11 protein-coding genes and 1 pseudogene are annotated in these 17,307 nt (G+C 70.0%); 1 reads left to right on the top strand and 11 read right to left on the bottom strand.

Going from position 1 to position 17,307, the window contains the following annotated elements; translation table 11 throughout:
• Nucleotides 1-41: 41 nt before the first annotated feature.
• Nucleotides 42-1,307, bottom strand: coding sequence for an ATP-grasp domain-containing protein (locus tag ASC56_RS21375; RefSeq protein WP_234377012.1), 1,266 nt, complete (start codon nucleotides 1,305-1,307; stop codon nucleotides 42-44).
• Between the two features lie 222 nt (nucleotides 1,308-1,529).
• Here ASC56_RS21375 and fahA point away from each other — a divergent pair, with 222 nt between their 5' ends.
• A complete protein-coding gene (gene fahA / locus ASC56_RS21370; protein ID WP_055493108.1) occupies nucleotides 1,530-2,744 on the top strand; it encodes a fumarylacetoacetase in 1,215 nt (404 codons plus the stop codon).
• 259 nt (nucleotides 2,745-3,003) lie between these two features.
• Here the strand turns inward: fahA and recQ are convergent.
• The 10 genes and pseudogenes from recQ to nuoF form a co-directional block, all read right to left on the bottom strand.
• Nucleotides 3,004-4,988 (bottom strand): annotated as a pseudogene (gene recQ, locus ASC56_RS21365) (DNA helicase RecQ).
• Between the two features lie 164 nt (nucleotides 4,989-5,152).
• A complete protein-coding gene (nuoN, locus tag ASC56_RS21360) occupies nucleotides 5,153-6,802 on the bottom strand; it encodes an NADH-quinone oxidoreductase subunit NuoN (protein WP_055493107.1) in 1,650 nt (549 codons plus the stop codon).
• A complete protein-coding gene (locus tag ASC56_RS21355; protein ID WP_055493106.1) occupies nucleotides 6,799-8,370 on the bottom strand; it encodes an NADH-quinone oxidoreductase subunit M in 1,572 nt (523 codons plus the stop codon). Before ASC56_RS21355 ends, nuoN begins: the two co-directional genes overlap by 4 nt.
• A gap of 5 nt (nucleotides 8,371-8,375) precedes the next feature.
• Nucleotides 8,376-10,322, bottom strand: coding sequence for an NADH-quinone oxidoreductase subunit L (gene nuoL / locus ASC56_RS21350; RefSeq protein ID WP_055493105.1), 1,947 nt, complete (start codon nucleotides 10,320-10,322; stop codon nucleotides 8,376-8,378).
• Between the two features lie 14 nt (nucleotides 10,323-10,336).
• The gene (nuoK, locus tag ASC56_RS21345; RefSeq protein WP_028420845.1) at nucleotides 10,337-10,636 is read right to left on the bottom strand and encodes an NADH-quinone oxidoreductase subunit NuoK; all 300 of its coding nucleotides are present in this window, start codon (nucleotides 10,634-10,636) and stop codon (nucleotides 10,337-10,339) included.
• Entirely contained in the window at nucleotides 10,633-11,475 is an 843-nt protein-coding gene (locus ASC56_RS21340) for an NADH-quinone oxidoreductase subunit J (protein WP_055493104.1), read from the bottom strand. The genes nuoK and ASC56_RS21340 overlap by 4 nt, the downstream gene beginning before the upstream one ends.
• Nucleotides 11,472-12,101 carry an NADH-quinone oxidoreductase subunit NuoI gene (gene nuoI / locus ASC56_RS21335; protein WP_055493103.1) on the bottom strand — a complete coding sequence of 210 codons (630 nt, stop codon included), beginning with the start codon at nucleotides 12,099-12,101 and terminating at the stop codon, nucleotides 11,472-11,474. Before nuoI ends, ASC56_RS21340 begins: the two co-directional genes overlap by 4 nt.
• Complete coding sequence (gene nuoH, locus ASC56_RS21330) at nucleotides 12,094-13,458, bottom strand: NADH-quinone oxidoreductase subunit NuoH (RefSeq protein ID WP_055493102.1); 1,365 nt, start codon at nucleotides 13,456-13,458, stop codon at nucleotides 12,094-12,096. Before nuoH ends, nuoI begins: the two co-directional genes overlap by 8 nt.
• Nucleotides 13,455-15,959, bottom strand: a complete 2,505-nt coding sequence (locus tag ASC56_RS21325) for an NADH-quinone oxidoreductase subunit G (protein WP_055493101.1) — start codon at nucleotides 15,957-15,959, stop codon at nucleotides 13,455-13,457. The genes nuoH and ASC56_RS21325 overlap by 4 nt, the downstream gene beginning before the upstream one ends.
• Nucleotides 15,956-17,305: an NADH-quinone oxidoreductase subunit NuoF gene (nuoF, locus tag ASC56_RS21320; RefSeq protein WP_055493100.1), complete on the bottom strand. Its 1,350-nt coding sequence runs from the start codon at nucleotides 17,303-17,305 to the stop codon at nucleotides 15,956-15,958. Before nuoF ends, ASC56_RS21325 begins: the two co-directional genes overlap by 4 nt.
• Between the last annotated feature and the right edge of the window lie 2 nt (nucleotides 17,306-17,307).

Genomic DNA, 17,307 nt, shown 5'->3' with positions numbered 1-17,307 from the left:
GTGCCTACTTCGTGGTGGAGCCCGTACGCACTACGACCTGGCTACGACGCGGTCGTGGTGCTCCCACGGCGGTTGGTCCGCCACAGCTGATACAGGTGCTTCGCGCCCGGCCGCACGAAGCGCGCGAGCATCGTGAAGAAGGGCCGCAGGTCGTCACCCGCGAACCAGGCCAGCTCCGTACCGCTCGCGCGGGCCGGTGCGTGCGGTGTCGTGTAGCCGCTGCGGCGGTAGGCGAGCAGGGCGGGCAGGTCGATGTTCTCCACGATGTAGCGGTGGCCGGCGCACTGTTCCCCCTCCGGAACCGCGCGGCCGGTCAGGTCCAGGTGCATGGCGCGGACGACGTCCACCCCCGACTCGTTCTCGAAGAGCCGGAACTGGGCGCCCATGCGCGGGTTGAAGTCGAGCAGTTTGTACTGACCGTCGCGACGGTCGAAGCGCAGGTCGAGGTCGACGATGCCGGTGAAGCCGAGCTGTTTGACGAAACGCGCGGCGATGTCGGCGAGCTCCGGGTTGTCGACGACGTACGCGTTCGCGGTCATGCCCGCGTGCGGCGGCCAGGAGCGGACCTTGACGCCGGTGAACATGGCGAGCGGGGTCGAATCCTGATCGAAGTAGGCGTGCACGATCCAGTCCTCGGCCTGCTCCCGGGGCAGGTACTCCTGGAGGATCACACCGGGGCGCTCGCCCCAGTCGCGGGCGAGCGTGAAGAGCCCCTCGCGGGTGGTGATCTTCGTCGTGCCGCCCACCGCGGGCTGGGCGCGCCGCACGAACGCCTCGCGGTTCTTGGCCACGAGCGGGAAGCGGGCCTTCTCGGCGAAGCGCACGATGTCGTCGTACGACTGCGGGAAGGCGGCCGCCGGGCTCGGGATGCCGTGTTCCACGCACAGTTCGTGCAGGCCCTGCTTGCTGGCGAGGCGGCGCGGAAGCTTGGCGTCCACCTTGGGGAACAGAAAGCGGTCGGCCAGCGCGTCCTGGCGCTCGGCGATCAGGACCGCGGCCTCCTCGTCGGTGGGGATGAGGACCGTCGGCCGGCCGATACGGCGCCCGATGCGCAGCAGGCCGTCCACGAGCCGCTCCGGTTCCTCCGTCCCCGTGGTCGGCCAGACGAAGGCGCGCCGCAGATAGCGCGAGACCGCGGCCGGCGTGTAACGGTCCTCGGTGATCGCATACATCGGTACGCCGAGCCGGCCCAGGCTGCGGATGGCACCGACTCCGCCGTGGTGCAGCGGATAGTCGCCGAACTTCACGATGAGCCCCGGTACCTCGCGGTCCGCGTCGAACGGCACGCTGCCGGTGCTCCTGGCCACGGGTCCCCCCACGTGTCCCCCCTACGGACCGGACCCACCCCGTCCAAGTCCCCAAAGGACGCTAAGCCGGAATTGGCCGCTCCGACAAGGCCTATTCGGGCATTGCGAACTCTTTAGACACTGCCCAAGACAGGCAACTCACCCGTAACGTGTGCGGCGACCACATGGAACGCACCCCATGCAACGGCACACCTGGAGTGCACGAAAGCGAGGCAGCATCCCATGCCCCCCTTCGACGTCCCCGAGGGCGAACCCTTCGGCCCGCACAACCTCCCCTATGGCGTGTTCTCGCCCGTCGGCTCCGATGAGCGGAGCGTCGGCGTCCGGTTGGGCGACCGCGTGCTCGACGCCGGCGCGGCGGCGGAGGCGCTCGGCTCTCCGTACGCCTCCCTGCTGGCGCGGCCCTCCCTGGGCCCGTTGCTGGCCGCGGGGCGCACAGCCTGGTCGGACGTGCGCCGGGCGCTGACGGCGTGGGTGACGGTGCCCGCGCACCAGGAGACCATCGAGCCCCTCCTGCGTCCGCTGTCCGAGGTGACCCTGCACCTCCCCTTCGAGGTCGCGGACTACGTCGACTTCTACGCCTCCGAGAACCACGCCCGTAACGTCGGGCAGATCTTCCGGCCGGACGCGGAGGACTCCCTGACGCCCAACTGGAAGCATCTGCCGATCGGTTACCACGGCCGCTCGGGGACGGTGGTGGTCTCGGGCACGGACGTCGTACGTCCGCAGGGGCAGCGCAAGGCCCCCGCCGACCCGGCGCCGGTCTTCGGGCCCTCGACCCGCCTGGACATCGAGGCGGAGGTGGGCTTCGTGGTGGGGGCGCCGTCACGGCTGGGCCGGCCGGTGGGGCTGTCCGCCTTCCGCGACCATGTGTTCGGGGTGTGTCTGCTCAACGACTGGTCGGCACGGGACATCCAGGCCTGGGAGTACGTGCCGCTCGGACCGTTCCTCGGCAAGTCGTTCGCCACGTCCGTCTCGGCGTGGATCACTCCGCTGGACGCGCTGGAGGAGGCACGGACCGCGCCGCCGGAGCGCACGCACCCGCTGCTGCCGTACCTGGACGACTCCCAGGAGGAACCGGCGGGCTACGACCTGCGCATCTCCGTCGCGATCAACGGCCATGTGGTCTCCGAGCCGCCGTTCTCGACCATGTACTGGACGGCTGCCCAGCAGCTGGCACACATGACGGTGAACGGGGCCTCGCTGCGGACGGGCGATCTGTACGGCTCGGGCACCGTGAGCGGGCCGACGGAGCGCGAGCGCGGCTCGCTCCTCGAACTGACCTGGAACGGCCGGGATCCACTCGAACTCCCGGACGGCAAGCGGACGTTCCTGGAGGACGGCGACGTGGTGACGCTGACGGCCTGGGCGCCGGGGCCGGACGGGACGCGAGTGGGGCTCGGGGAGGTGACGGGGCGGGTGGTACCGAGCGTCTGAGCAGCACCCTCCACAGCCGCGGGTGGCGCCCCGTCCCCGCAGGCGCCACGCCCGGCACAGTGGCAGACCTTCCGCCGGGCGCCGGCGAAGCCGGCCGTCCTGGCACTGACCCGGCGCACCCGGGCGGAGGGCGCCCGCGCGGCCCTCGCCACGGCCATGACGGACTCGGACGCGGACGTCAGGGCGTATGCCTCGCGTGCGCTGTGACGGGTGGGGGGCCACGGCTCCCGTCCGTCCTCACCTCCGCCGGCCCCCGCCGCTATGTCCAGTCCTCCGGCTCCGGCTCCATGCCCGGGTCCTGGTCCGGCCGGTTCCCGTCCGGTGTGGCGCCCTCGGCGCGGGCAGGGGCGGCGCCGGGCGGTCCGCCCAGGGCGGCGAGTACACCGAGCACGCCCTCCCCGTACGTGGCCAGCTTCTTCTCGCCGACGCCGCTGATGCCGCCGAGCTCCGCCACCGAAGTGGGCCAGACGGTGGCGATCTCGCGGAGCGTGGCGTCGTGGAAGATGACGTACGCCGGGACGCCCTGCTCCCTGGCCTGTTCGGCGCGCCAGGCGCGCAGGGCCTCGAAGGCGGGGGCCAGCTCCCCGGGCAGCTCGGCGGCGGCCGCCTTCGGCTTGCGCCCGGGCCGGGCGGAGCCCGTGGACGCCCGGGACGCCTCGGCCTTCTTCGGCTCCTTGCGCAGCGGCACCTCGCGCTCCCGGCGCAGCACCGCCCCGCTCGCCTCGGTCAGCACCAGCGTCCCGTACTCGCCCTCGACCGCGAGCAGGCCCTGCGCGAGCAGTTGCCGGACGACACCCCGCCACTCGCCCTCGGTCAGCTCCTCACCGATGCCGAACACGGACAGCTGGTCGTGATCGAACTGGATGACCTTGGCCGTGCGCCGTCCCAGCAGGATGTCGACGATCTGCACGGCGCCGAACTTCTGCCGCCGCTCCCTCTCCAGCCGCCACACCGTGGACAGCACCTTCTGCGCCGCGATCGTCCCGTCCCAGGTGTCGGGCGGAACCAGGCACGTGTCGCAGTTGCCGCAGCCGCCCGGCTCCGGGTCCTGGCCGAAGTAGGCGAGCAGCTGACCACGGCGGCACCGGACGGTCTCGCACAGCGCCAGCATCGCGTCCAGGTGTGCCTGGGCCCGTCGGCGGAACGCCTCGTCGCCCTCCCCGGACTGGATCAGTTTGCGCTGCTGTATGACGTCGTTCAGCCCGTACGCCATCCAGGCCGTGGACGGCAGTCCGTCGCGGCCCGCCCGGCCCGTCTCCTGGTAGTAGCCCTCGACGGACTTCGGCAGGTCCAGGTGCGCGACGAACCGTACGTCCGGCTTGTCGATGCCCATTCCGAAGGCGATGGTCGCGACCACGACCAGACCGTCCTCGCGCAGGAAGCGGGACTGGTGGGCCGCGCGCGTGCCCGCGTCCAGGCCCGCGTGGTAGGGCACCGCCTCGATGCCGTTGCGGGTCAGGAACTCCGCCGTCTTCTCCACCGAGTTCCGCGAGAGGCAGTACACGATGCCCGCGTCGCCCGGGTGCTCCTCGCGCAGGAACGTCAGCAGCTGCTTCTTGGGGTCCGCCTTCGGGACGATCCGGTACTGGATGTTGGGCCGGTCGAAGCTCGCGACGAAGTGACGGGCCCCCGGCACGTTCAGCCGCTGGGTGATCTCCTGGTGCGTCGCGTGCGTCGCCGTCGCCGTGAGCGCGATCCGGGGAACCTCCGGCCAGCGCTCGCCGAGCACGGACAGCGTCAGGTAGTCGGGGCGGAAGTCATGCCCCCACTGGGAGACGCAGTGTGCCTCGTCGATCGCGAACACCGTTTGCCGCGCGAGAGCAGGCCGAGAGTGGACTCCAGTCGCAGCCGCTCCGGGGCCAGGTAGAGCAGGTCCAGCTCGCCGGCGAGGAACTCCGCCTCCACCACGCGCCGCTCGTCGAAGTCCTGCGTGGAGTTGACGAACCCGGCCCGCACGCCGAGCGCCCGCAGCGCGTCCACCTGGTCCTGCATCAGCGCGATGAGAGGTGAGACGACGACGCCCGTGCCGGGTCTGACCAGGGCGGGGATCTGATAGCAGAGCGACTTGCCGCCGCCGGTGGGCATGAGCACGACGGCGTCACCGCCGGCCACCACATGCTCGATGATCGCTTCCTGGTCGCCGCGGAAGGCCTCGTACCCGAAGACCCGGTCCAGGACGCCCAGCGCCTCGCTCCCGCCGCCCGGCGCCACGCCCACCTCGGTCATCACACCCGTCCCGTCCATCGCCCGTCCCCCGTATGTCCTCCCCCGACCACGACGTCCACGATAGGGGTTCGCACCGACTGCCCCGGAGTTGTCCACAGGCTGCCTGTCCCTGCCCTGGTCAAGGCAACAGCGGCCCGGCACCCCCCGAGCGGGTGCCGGGCCGTCGCCGTGGCCGGGGTGGGTCAGCGCACGAAGACTCCCGCCTGGCTCGCCAGGTCCAGGAAGTACTGCGGGGCCACGCCCAGCGCCAGCGTGACCGCCACACCCGCCCCGATCGCCGTCATCGTCAGCGGTGACGGAACCGCCACCGTCGGGCCCTCGGGCCGTGGCTCGCTGAAGAACATCAGGACGATCACGCGGACGTAGAAGAACGCGGCGATCGCCGACGAGATCACACCGATCACGACCAGCGGAATCGCCCCGCCCTCCGCGGCCGCCTTGAACACCGCGAACTTCCCGGCGAAGCCGGAGGTCAGCGGGATGCCCGCGAAGGCCAGCAGGAACACCGCGAACACGGCCGCCACCAGCGGGGACCTGCGTCCGAGGCCGGCCCAGTTGGACAGGTGCGTGGCCTCGCCGCCCGCATCGCGGACGAGCGTCACGACGGCGAAGGCACCGATCGTCACGAACGAGTACGCGGCCAGGTAGAAGAGGACCGAGGACACGCCGTCCGGTGTCGTCGCGATGACACCCGCGAGGATGAATCCCGCGTGCGCGATCGACGAGTACGCCAGCATCCGCTTGATGTCGGTCTGGGTGATCGCGACGATGGCACCGCCCAGCATGGTGACGATCGCGACCGCCCACATCACCGGCCGCCAGTCCCAGCGCAGGCCCGGCAGGACGACGTACAGCAACCGCAGCAGCGCACCGAACGCCGCCACCTTGGTCGCCGCCGCCATGAAGCCGGTCACCGGGGTCGGCGCGCCCTGGTAGACGTCGGGTGTCCACATGTGGAACGGCACCGCCGCCACCTTGAACAGCAGGCCCATCGTGACCATCGCGACGCCGATGAGCAGCAGCACGTCGTTGCCCATGGTGTTGGCGAGCGCCGGGTCGACGTTGGTGACGGTGCCCTCGACGACCTGCGCGACCGTCGCGTACGACACCGAGCCCGCGTACCCGTACAGCATCGCGATGCCGAACAGCGTGAACGCGGAGGCGAACGCGCCCAGCAGGAAGTACTTGACCGCCGCCTCCTGCGACATGAGCCGCTTGCGGCGGGCCAGGGCGCACAGCAGGTACAGCGGCAGCGAGAAGACCTCCAGGGCGACGAACAGCGTCAGCAGGTCGTTCGCCGAGGGGAAGACCAGCATGCCGCCCACCGCGAACAGCAGTAGCGGGAACGCCTCGGTCGTCGTGAACCCCGCCTTCACGGCGGCCTTCTCGCTGTCGCTGCCCGGCACGGACGCGGCCTGTGCCGCGAACGAGTCGACCCGGTTGCCGTGTGCCGCCGGGTCGAGGCGCCGCTCGGCGAAGGTGAACACACCGAGCAGTCCGGCCAGCAGGATCGTCCCCTGCAGGAACAGGGACGGTCCGTCGACCGCGATGGCACCCATCGCCGCGATGTGCGCCTTGGTCGTGCCGTACCCGCCGGCCGCGAGCGCCACGACCGCGGCGAACGCGGCGGCGAGCGCGACGACCGACACGAACACCTGCGCGTAATAACGGGACTTGCGCGGGACGAACGCCTCGATCAGCACCCCCACGAGTGCCGCGCCGATGACGATCAGGGTCGGCGACAACTGTCCGTATTCGATCTTCGGGGCCTGGATCTTCGAGATCGGATCGGCCGCGGTTGTCCACAGGCTGTGGACGGCTGTTGTACTCACTTGGCCGCCTCCACCTCGGGCTTGGGATCGGTCTGGTGTACGTCGGACATGGTCTGCTTGACCGCCGGGTTGACGATGTCGGCGACCGGCTTCGGGTAGACGCCCAGGAAGATCAGCAGCGCGATCAGCGGGACGACGACCAGAAGTTCTCGTACGCGCAGGTCCGGCATCTCTGCGACCTGCGGCTTCACCGGGCCCGTCATCGTCCGCTGGTACAGGACGAGGGTGTAGAGCGCGGCCAGGACGATGCCGAAGGTGGCGATGATGCCGATCGCCGGGTGGCGCGTGAACGTGCCCACCAGCACCAGGAACTCACTGACGAACGGCGCGAGGCCCGGCAGCGACAGCGTCGCCAGACCGCCGATCAGGAACGTGCCGGCGAGCACGGGCGCCACCTTCTGCACGCCTCCGTAGTCCGCGATCAGACGCGAGCCGCGGCGGGAGATCAGGAAGCCCGCCACCAGCATCAGGGCGGCGGTCGAGATCCCGTGGTTGACCATGTAGAGCGTCGCGCCCGACTGGCCCTGGCTGGTCATCGCGAAGATACCCATGATGATGAAGCCGAAGTGGGAGATCGACGCGTAGGCCACCAGCCGCTTGATGTCACGCTGGCCGACCGCCAGCAGCGCCCCGTAGATGATGCTGATGAGCGCCAGGACGAGGATGACGGGCGTCGCCCACTTGCTCGCCTCCGGGAACAGCTGGAGGCAGAAGCGCAACATCGCGAACGTGCCCACCTTGTCGACGACCGCCGTGATGAGGACGGCGACCGGGGCGGTGGCCTCGCCCATGGCGTTGGGCAGCCAGGTGTGCAGCGGCCACAGCGGCGCCTTCACCGCGAAGGCGAAGAAGAAGCCGAGGAACAGCCAGCGCTCGGTGCCGGTCGCCATGGGGAGCGAGCCGTTCGCCCGCGCCTGCACGATCTCCGGGAGCGAGAAGGTGCCCGCCTGCACATAGAGGCCGATCACCGCGGCGAGCATGATCAGCCCACCGACCAGGTTGTAGAGGAGGAACTTCACCGCGGCGTACGACCGCTGCGTGGACGCCGCATCCTCACCGTGCTCGTGGGCCCGGTCCCCGAAGCCGCCGATGAGGAAGTACATCGGGATGAGCATGGCTTCGAAGAAGATGTAGAAGACGAAGACGTCGGTGGCCTCGAAGGAGATGAGCACCATCGCCTCGACGGCCAGGATCAGGGCGAAGAAGCCCTGGGTCGGTCGCCAGCGGCGGCTTCCGGTCTCCAGCGGGTCGGCGTCGTGCCAGCCCGCGAGGATCACGAACGGGATCAGCAGCGCGGTCAGGGCGATGAGCGCCACCGCGATGCCGTCCACCCCCAGCTCGTACCGCACGCCGAAGGCCTTGATCCAGGCGTGCGATTCGGTGAACTGGTAGCGCGCGCCGCCCGGTTCGAAGCGGAACGCGATCACCGCGGCGAGCGCGAGCGTGGCGAGCGAGACGACCAGCGCGAGCCACTTGGCGGCGGTGCGCCGGGCGGCCGGGACCGCGGCCGTGGCGATCGCCCCCACGGCCGGGAGCACCGCCGTCGCTGTCAGCAGAGGAAAGGACATCGCTATCAGACCGCCCTCATGAGCAGGGTCAGGGCGACGAGCACCGCCGCACCGCCGAACATCGAGACCGCGTACGACCGTGCGTAGCCGTTCTGGAGTCGGCGGAGCCGTCCGGACAGGCCGCCGACCGAGGCCGCCGTGCCGTTGACGGCGCCGTCGACCAGGGTGTGGTCCACATACACGAGGGAGCGCGTGAGGTGCTCTCCGCCGCGGACGAGGACGACATGGTTGAAGTCGTCCTGGAGCAGGTCGCGCCGGGCGGCCCGGGTGAGCAGCGACCCGCGCGGTGCGACGACCGGGACCGGGCGGCGACCGTACTGGGCGTAGGCCACGGCGACGCCGACGACGAGCAGCACCAGCGTGGCCGTCGTGACCGTCAGCGCGCTGACCGGCGAGTTGCCCTCGGAGTGCCCGGTGACCGGCTCCAGCCAGTGCAGGAAGCGGTCGCCGATCGAGAAGATCCCGCCCGCGAACACCGACCCGAAGGCCAGCACGATCATCGGGATCGTCATGACCTTGGGCGACTCGTGCGGATGCGGCTCAGCGTGCTCGCCGTGGTGCTCCGCGGCGGGCTCCACGCTCGGCTCCTCGGGGGATGCGGTCGGCTGGTTCCTCCAGCGCTCCTCACCGAAGAACGTCATCAGCATCACGCGCGTCATGTAGTAAGCGGTGATGGCCGCGCCCAGCAGGGCCGCGCCGCCGAGGATCCAGCCCTCGGTGCCGCCCTTGGCGAAGGCCGCCTCGATGATCTTGTCCTTGGAGAAGAACCCGGACAGGCCGGGGAAGCCGATGATCGCCAGGTAGCCGAGGCCGAAGGTGACGAAGGTGACCGGCATGTACTTCCTCAGGCCGCCGTACTTGCGCATGTCGACCTCGTCGTTCATGCCGTGCATCACCGAGCCGGCGCCCAGGAACAGCCCGGCCTTGAAGAAGCCGTGTGTCACCAGGTGCATGATCGCGAAGACGTAGCCGATGGGGCCGAGGCCCGCGGCCAGCACCATGTAGCCGATCTGCGACATGGTCGAGCCGGCCAGTGCCTTCTTGATGTCGTCCTTCGCACAACCGACGATCGCACCGAAGAGCAGCGTGACGGCACCGACCACGGTGACGGCCAGTTGCGCGTCGGGCGCGGCATTGAAGATCGCGCCGGAGCGGACGATCAGATACACACCCGCGGTCACCATGGTCGCCGCGTGGATGAGGGCCGAGACCGGGGTCGGGCCCTCCATCGCGTCCCCGAGCCAGGACTGCAGCGGCACCTGAGCGGACTTGCCGCACGCGGCGAGCAGCAGCATCAGGCCGATGGCGGTGAGCTTCCCCTCGCCGGTCCTGGCCGCGTCCGCGAAGACCGGTCCGAAGGCGAAGGTCCCGAACGTCGTGAACATCAGCATGATGGCGATCGACAGGCCCATGTCGCCGACGCGGTTGACCAGGAACGCCTTCTTGGCCGCGGTCGCCGCGCTGGGCTTGTGCTGCCAGAAGCCGATCAGCAGGTACGAGGCGAGGCCGACGCCCTCCCAGCCGACGTACAGCAGCAGGTAGTTGTCGGCGAGGACGAGCAGCAGCATCGCCGCGAGGAACAGGTTCAGATAGCCGAAGAAGCGGCGACGGCGCTCGTCGTGCTCCATGTACCCGACCGAGTACAGATGGATGAGCGAGCCGACACCCGTGATCAGCAGGACGAACGTCATCGACAGCTGGTCCAGCCGGAAGGCGACGTCGGCCTGGAAGCCACCCACCGGGATCCAGCTGTACAGGTACTGCGTCACGGTCCGATGGTCGGCGGCCTTCCCCAGCATGTCGGCGAAGAGGACCACGCCGAGCACGAAGGAGGCACCGGCCAGCACCGTGCCGATCCAGTGGCCGACCGCGTCGAGCCTTCTGCCGCCGCACAGAAGGACGGCCGCTCCGAGCAGGGGCGCCGCGATCAGCAGCGCAATCAGGTTGTCCACGATTCAGCGACCCCTTACAGCTTCATCAGGCTGGCGTCGTCGACCGAGGCCGAGTGGCGGGTACGGAACAGCGACACGATGATCGCGAGCCCGACCACGACCTCCGCGGCGGCGACGACCATCGTGAAGAACGCGATGATCTGGCCGTCGAGATTGCCGTGCATCCGGGAGAAGGCGACGAACGCGAGATTGCAGGCGTTGAGCATCAGCTCGATGCACATGAACACCACGATCGCGTTCCGCCGGATCAGCACGCCGGTGGCGCCGATCGTGAACAGCAGGGCGGCGAGATACAGGTAGTTGACCGGGTTCACTTCGACGCCTCCTCGGTCCTCTTGTGCGCCGGTCGCTCGTCCTCGGTCCGCTCCAGGCGCTCGGCGGCCCGGTGTTCCAGGGCCTTCAGATCGCTGAGCGCCTCGTCCGACACATCACGGATCTGGCCTCGGTCGCGCAGCGTCTTGCTGACGGTCAGCTCGGACGGGGAGCCGTCCGGGAGCAGGCCCGCGATGTCCACCGCGTTGTGCCGGGCGTAGACGCCGGGGGCCGGCAGCGGCGGGACGTGCTTGCCCTCCCGTACGCGCTGCTGGGACAGCTCGCGCTGGGTCCTGGCGCGCTCCGTGCGCTCGCGGTGGGTGAGCACCATGGCGCCGACCGCGGCCGTGATGAGCAGGGCGCCGGTGATTTCGAAGGCGAACACGTACTTGGTGAAGATGAGGGCCGCCAGGCCCTCCACATTGCCGTTGGCGTTCGCCTTGCCGAGGCCGTCGAAGTCCTTCAGGGACGCGTTGGCGATGCCCGCGAACAGCAGCACCCCGAAACCGAGCCCGCACAGAAGGGCCAGCCACCGCTGGCCCTTGATGGTCTCCTTCAGGGAGTCCGCCGCGGTGACGCCGACGAGCATCACCACGAACAGGAACAGCATCATGATCGCGCCGGTGTAGACGACGATCTGCACGACCCCGAGGAAGTAGGCGCCGTTGGCGAGGTAGAACACCGCCAGCACGATCATGGTGCCGGCCAGGCACAGCGCGCTGTGCACGGCCCTCTTCATGAACACGGTGCACAGAGCGCCGATCACCGCCACCGTGCCGAGGACCCAGAACTGGAGGGCCTCACCGGTGGAGGTGGTGTAGGCGGCGAGTTGCGCGCTCATGCGTCCGCCCCCCGTTCCTCGGCCGCGGCCGAAGGCGCTTGCGACTGTTCGCCCTTGGAGACGGCTACCTGGCGCACCGTGCCGGGGGCGGCCTCCGTCACCAGGCCCCGGTAGTAGTCCTGCTCGTCCGTCCCCGGGTGGATGGCGTGGGGAGTGTCGACCATGCCCTCTTCGAGGCCGGCGAGCAGCTGCTCCTTGGTGTAGATCAGGTTGGCTCGGCTGGTGTCCGCCAGCTCGAACTCGTTCGTCATCGTGAGCGCGCGTGTGGGACACGCCTCGATGCACAGGCCGCACAGGATGCAGCGGGCGTAGTTGATCTGGTAGACCCGCCCGTACCGCTCGCCCGGGGAGTAGCGCTCCTCGTCCGTGTTGTCCGCGCCCTCCACATAGATCGCGTCGGCGGGGCAGGCCCAGGCGCACAGCTCGCAGCCGATGCACTTCTCCAGGCCGTCCGGATGGCGGTTGAGCTGGTGCCGGCCGTGGAACCGCGGAGCCGTGGTCTTCTTCTGCTCCGGGTACTGCTCGGTCAGCCTCTTCTTGAACATGGCCCTGAAGGTCACGCCGAAGCCGGCCACGGGGTTCTGGAAACCGGGCTTGGTCTCGGTCTCCTTGGGCTCCTCAGCCATCGGACGCCTCCTTTCCATCCGAAGTTCCGTCACTGACAGTGTCCGACCCACCACTGACAATCAGCTCCCGGTCCCGGCGCGAGCGGCGCCGCGGCACCGGCGGGAGCGTCTGTCCCGGCAGCGGCGGCACGGGGAAACCGCCCGCCATGGGGTCGAAGGCGGCGGGCTCCTCGGCGGGCCGCGCGCCCTCCTTCGCCTTCTCGCGGAACATGTCGGCGACGAACGACAGCAGCAGCAGCGCGAGGACGCCGCCGGCCACGTACAGGGCGATGTCGGCGAAGCCGTAGTGCTCGTTGCGCAGTGCCCGTACGGTCGCGACGAGCATCAGCCAGACCACGGAGACCGGGATGAGGACCTTCCAGCCGAGCTTCATCAGCTGGTCGTAGCGGACGCGCGGGAGCGTGCCGCGCAGCCAGATGAAGAAGAACAGCAGCAGCTGGACCTTGACGACGAACCACAGCAACGGCCACCAGCCGTGGTTCGCGCCCGCCCAGAAGCTGCTGATCGGCCACGGTGCCCGCCAGCCGCCCAGGAAGAGCGTGGTCGACACGGCCGAGACCGTCACCATGTTCACGTACTCGGCGAGCATGAACATCGCGAACTTGATCGACGAGTACTCGGTGTTGAAGCCGCCGACCAGGTCGCCCTCGGACTCCGGCATGTCGAAGGGGGCGCGGTTGGTCTCGCCGACCATCGTCACGATGTAGATCACCATGGAGACCGGCAGGAGCAGGATGTACCAGCGGTCGTGCTGCTGCTCGACGATCCTCGACGTCGACATCGACCCCGAGTAGAGGAACACGGAGGCGAAGGCGGCGCCCATGGCGATCTCGTACGAGATCATCTGCGCGCACGAGCGCAGACCGCCGAGCAGCGGATAGGTGGATCCCGAACTCCAGCCCGCCAGCACGATTCCGTAGATGCCGACCGAGGCGACCGCGAGGACGTAGAGCATCGCGATCGGCAGGTCGGTGAGCTGCATCGCGGTGCGGTGCCCGAAGATCGAGATCTCGTTGTCGGCGGGGCCGAAGGGGATCACCGCGATCGCCATGAAGGCCGGGACGGCCGCGACGATCGGCGCCAGGACGTAGACCACCTTGTCGGCGCGCTTGACGATGACGTCTTCCTTGAGCATCAGCTTCACACCGTCGGCGAGCGACTGGAGCATGCCCCAGGGGCCGTGCCGGTTCGGGCCGATGCGCAGCTGCATCCAGGCGACGACCTTGCGCTCCCAGACGATGGAGAACAGCACTGTCACCATCAGGAAGGCGAAGCAGAAGACCGCCTTGAGGGCGATCAGCCACCAGGGGTCGCGGCCGAACATGGAGAGGTCTTCAGCGGCGAGGTACGGGCTCATGCCTCCACCTCCTTGGGGGCTTCGGCGGCAGGCGTCGCCGGGCCGATGCGGACAAGGGTGCCGGGCAGCGCCCCGGTGTCGGAGGCGACGCCGCCGCCCGTGGAGTTCAGCGGGAGCCAGACCACCCGGTCGGGCATCTCGGTGATCCTCAGCGGGAGTTCGACACGTCCCGCCGGGCCGCTCGCGGCCAGGACCTCGCCGTCCCCGACGCCCGCCTCGGCGGCGGTGGCGGCGGACACGCGCGCGTGCGCCGCGTGCCGCGTCCCGGCGAGCGCTTCGTCGCCCTCCTGGAGGCGGCCCTGGTCGAGCAGCAGTCGGTGGCCGGCGAGGACGGCCTCACCGGCGGCCGGGCGCGGCAGCTGGGCGGCGATCGCCAGGGGGTCGCCCGCCGGCAGTCCGTCCCAGGTGCCGAGCCGGTCCAGCTCCGCGCGCACGGTGCGCAGATCGGGCAGCCCCAGGTGGACGTCCATGGCGTCGGCGAGCATCTGGAGCACGCGCGCGTCGGTGGGTGCCAGGGTGCGGGTCATCTGGTCGGGTTTGAGGGCCGCCTCGAAGAAGCGGGCGCGGCCCTCCCAGTTGAGGAAGGTGCCCGCCTTCTCGGCGACCGCGGCGACCGGCAGCACCACGTCGGCGTGTGCGGTGACCTCGCTGGGGCGCAGTTCCAGCGAGACCAGGAAGTCGACCGCGGAGAGTGCGGTACGCGCGCGTGCCGGGTCGGGCAGGTCGACGACCTCGACACCGGCGACCACCAGGGCCCGCAGTTCGCCGGTGGCCGCGGCCTCGACGATCTGATCCGTGTCCCGGCCGTAGCGGTGCGGGAGTTCGGCGACGCCCCAGGCGGCGGCGACCTCCTCCCGCGCGCGCGGGTCGGTCGCCGGACGCCCGCCCGGCAGCAGCGAGGGCAGCGCCCCCGCCTCGATCGCGCCGCGCTCACCGGCCCGGCGCGGGATCCACACCAGCTGGGCGCCGGTCGCGGTGGCGGTCCGGACGGCGGCGGTGAGTCCGCCCGCCACACCGGCGAGGCGTTCACCGACGACGATGACTGCGCCCTCGGTGCGCAGGGCCTCGGCAGCCCGTGCGCCGTCCTCGTCGAGGCCGATCCCGCCGGCCAGCGCGTCCAGCCACTCGGTCTCGGTGCCGGGCGCGGCGGACAGCAGCGTGCCGCCGGCCTTCGTCAGCCCCCGGGTGGCGTGCGTGGCGACCGAGAAGACCTGCTGTCCGTGGCCACGCCAGGCCTTGCGCATCCGCAGGAAGACGCCGGGCGCCTCCTCCTCGGACTCGAGGCCCACGAGGAGGACGGCGGGCGCCTTCTCCAGGGAGGTGTACGTCACGCCCCTGCCGTCGAGGTCCCGGCCTCGGCCTGCGACCCGAGCGGCCAGGAAGTCCGCCTCCTCGCCGCTGTGCACGCGCGCGCGGAAGTCGATGTCGTTGGTGTCGAGCGCCACGCGCGCGAACTTGCTGTACGCGTACGCGTCCTCGACGGTGAGTCGGCCGCCGGTCAGCACACCGGCTCGGCCCCGCGCGGCCAGCAGGCCCTCAGCCGCGGCCTGAAGCGCCTCCGGCCAGGACGCGGGCTCCAGCTCACCGGACTCGCGCCGCACCAGCGGTGTGTCGAGGCGGTCCCTCAGCTGCGCGTAGCGGAACGCGAACCGCCCCTTGTCGCAGATCCACTCCTCGTTGACCTCGGGGTCGTCGGCCGCGAGGCGCCGCATGACCTTGCCGCGCCGGTGGTCGGTACGGGTGGCGCAGCCGCCGGCGCAGTGCTCGCACACGGACGGCGACGAGACCAGGTCGAAGGGGCGGGAGCGGAAGCGGTACGCCGCCGACGTGAGCGCGCCGACCGGGCAGATCTGGATGGTGTTCCCCGAGAAGTACGACTCGAAGGGGTCGCCCTCACCGGTGCCGACCTGCTGGAGCGCGCCCCGTTCGAGCAGTTCGATCATCGGGTCGCCCGCGATCTGGTTGGAGAACCGGGTGCAGCGGGCGCACAGCACACAGCGCTCACGATCGAGCAGCACCTGTGTGGAGATCGCGACGGGCTTCTCGTACGTGCGCTTCCTGCCCTCGAAGCGGGACTCGGCGTTGCCGTGCGACATCGCCTGGTTCTGCAGCGGGCACTCGCCGCCCTTGTCGCAGACCGGGCAGTCCAGCGGGTGGTTGATGAGCAGCAGCTCCATCACACCCTTCTGGGCCTTCTCGGCGACGGGCGAGGTGAGGTGAGTCTTCACGACCATCCCGTCCGTACAGGTGATCGTGCAGGACGCCATGGGCTTGCGCTGGCCCTCGACCTCGACGATGCACTGGCGGCAGGCACCGGCCGGTTCGAGGAGGGGGTGGTCGCAGAAGCGGGGGATCTCGATGCCGAGCTGTTCGGCGGCGCGGATGACCAGGGTGCCCTTGGGCACGCTGATCTCGATGCCGTCGATCGTCAGCCTGACGAGGTCCTCCGGCGGGAGGGCCGCCTGACCGCCCCCGGTGGGAGCGTTGGTCGTCACGGTCATGCGTTCACCTCCGCGGGCTTGTCCGCCCAGGCCGTAGACTTGGCCGGGTCGAAGGGGCAGCCCCGGCCCGTGATGTGCTCCTCGTACTCCGCGCGGAAGTACTTGAGGGAGGAGAAGATCGGCGAGGCGGCACCGTCGCCGAGGGCGCAGAAGGACTTGCCGTTGATGTTGTCGGCGATGTCGGCGAGCTTGTCGAGGTCGGACATCGTGCCCTTGCCGGCCTCGATGTCCCGCAGCAACTGGACGAGCCAGTACGTCCCCTCGCGGCAGGGCGTGCACTTGCCGCAGGACTCGTGGGCGTAGAACTCGGTCCAGCGCGTGACGGCGCGGACCACGCAGGTCGTCTCGTCGAAGCACTGCAGGGCCTTGGTGCCGAGCATGGAGCCGGCGGCGCCCACGGCCTCGTAGTCGAGCGGCACGTCGAGGTGCTCGTCGGTGAACATCGGCGTCGAAGAGCCGCCCGGCGTCCAGAACTTGAGGCGGTGACCGGGCCGCATGCCGCCGCTCATGTCGAGAAGCTGGCGGAGAGTGACCCCGAGCGGGGCCTCGTACTGGCCGGGGCTCGCGACATGACCGCTGAGCGAGTACAGCGTGAAGCCGGGCGACTTGTCGCTGCCCATCGACCGGAACCATTCCTTGCCCCGGTTGAGAATCGCGGGAACCGACGCGATCGACTCCACGTTGTTCACAACAGTCGGGCAAGCGTACAGGCCCGCGACAGCAGGGAAGGGGGGACGCAGCCGCGGTTGGCCACGGCGGCCTTCGAGCGAGTCGAGCAGCGCGGTCTCTTCACCGCAGATGTACGCGCCCGCGCCCGCGTGCACGGTGAGTTCGAGGTCGAGTCCGCTGCCCAGGACGTCCTTGCCGAGGTAGCCCGCCGCGTACGCCTCGCGCACGGCCGAGTGCAGCCGCCGCAGTACGGGGACGACTTCACCCCGCAGATAGATGAAGGCATGCGACGACCTGATGGCGTAACACGCGATGACGATGCCCTCGATGAGGCTGTGCGGGTTCGCGAAGAGGAGCGGAATGTCCTTGCAGGTTCCGGGCTCCGATTCGTCGGCGTTGACAACCAGATAGTGAGGCTTGCCGTCGCCCTGGGGAATGAACTGCCACTTCATTCCCGTGGGGAAGCCGGCGCCGCCGCGTCCGCGCAGTCCGGACTCCTTGACGTACGCGATCACGTCGTCCGGCGACATGGCGAGCGCCTTGCGGAGCCCCTCGTAGCCCTCGTGCCTGCGGTAGACGTCCAGCGTCCAGGACCTCTCCTCGTCCCAGAAGGCCGACAGCACGGGCACGAGCAGCTTCTCGGGGCTGGTCTCGTTGATCTCGGGTGCCAAGGTCATCA

Origin of the sequence: Streptomyces sp. TP-A0356 (assembly GCF_001417775.1) — a bacterium.
Lineage (GTDB): Bacteria > Actinomycetota > Actinomycetes > Streptomycetales > Streptomycetaceae > Streptomyces.
This window is presented reverse-complemented; position numbering and strand designations above follow the sequence as displayed.

Excerpts from the sequence above, each read along its gene's own strand:
- ASC56_RS21355 (WP_055493106.1), bottom strand. The coding sequence starts at position 8,370 with ATGTCCTTTCCTCTGCTGACAGCGACGGCGGTGCTCCCGGCCGTGGGG.
- ASC56_RS21325 (WP_055493101.1), bottom strand. The coding sequence starts at position 15,959 with ATGACCGTGACGACCAACGCTCCCACCGGGGGCGGTCAGGCGGCCCTC.
- fahA (WP_055493108.1), top strand. The coding sequence starts at position 1,530 with ATGCCCCCCTTCGACGTCCCCGAGGGCGAACCCTTCGGCCCGCACAAC.
- nuoH (WP_055493102.1), bottom strand. The coding sequence starts at position 13,458 with ATGAGCCCGTACCTCGCCGCTGAAGACCTCTCCATGTTCGGCCGCGAC.
- nuoI (WP_055493103.1), bottom strand. The coding sequence starts at position 12,101 with ATGGCTGAGGAGCCCAAGGAGACCGAGACCAAGCCCGGTTTCCAGAAC.
- nuoF (WP_055493100.1), bottom strand. The coding sequence starts at position 17,305 with ATGACCTTGGCACCCGAGATCAACGAGACCAGCCCCGAGAAGCTGCTC.
- ASC56_RS21340 (WP_055493104.1), bottom strand. The coding sequence starts at position 11,475 with ATGAGCGCGCAACTCGCCGCCTACACCACCTCCACCGGTGAGGCCCTC.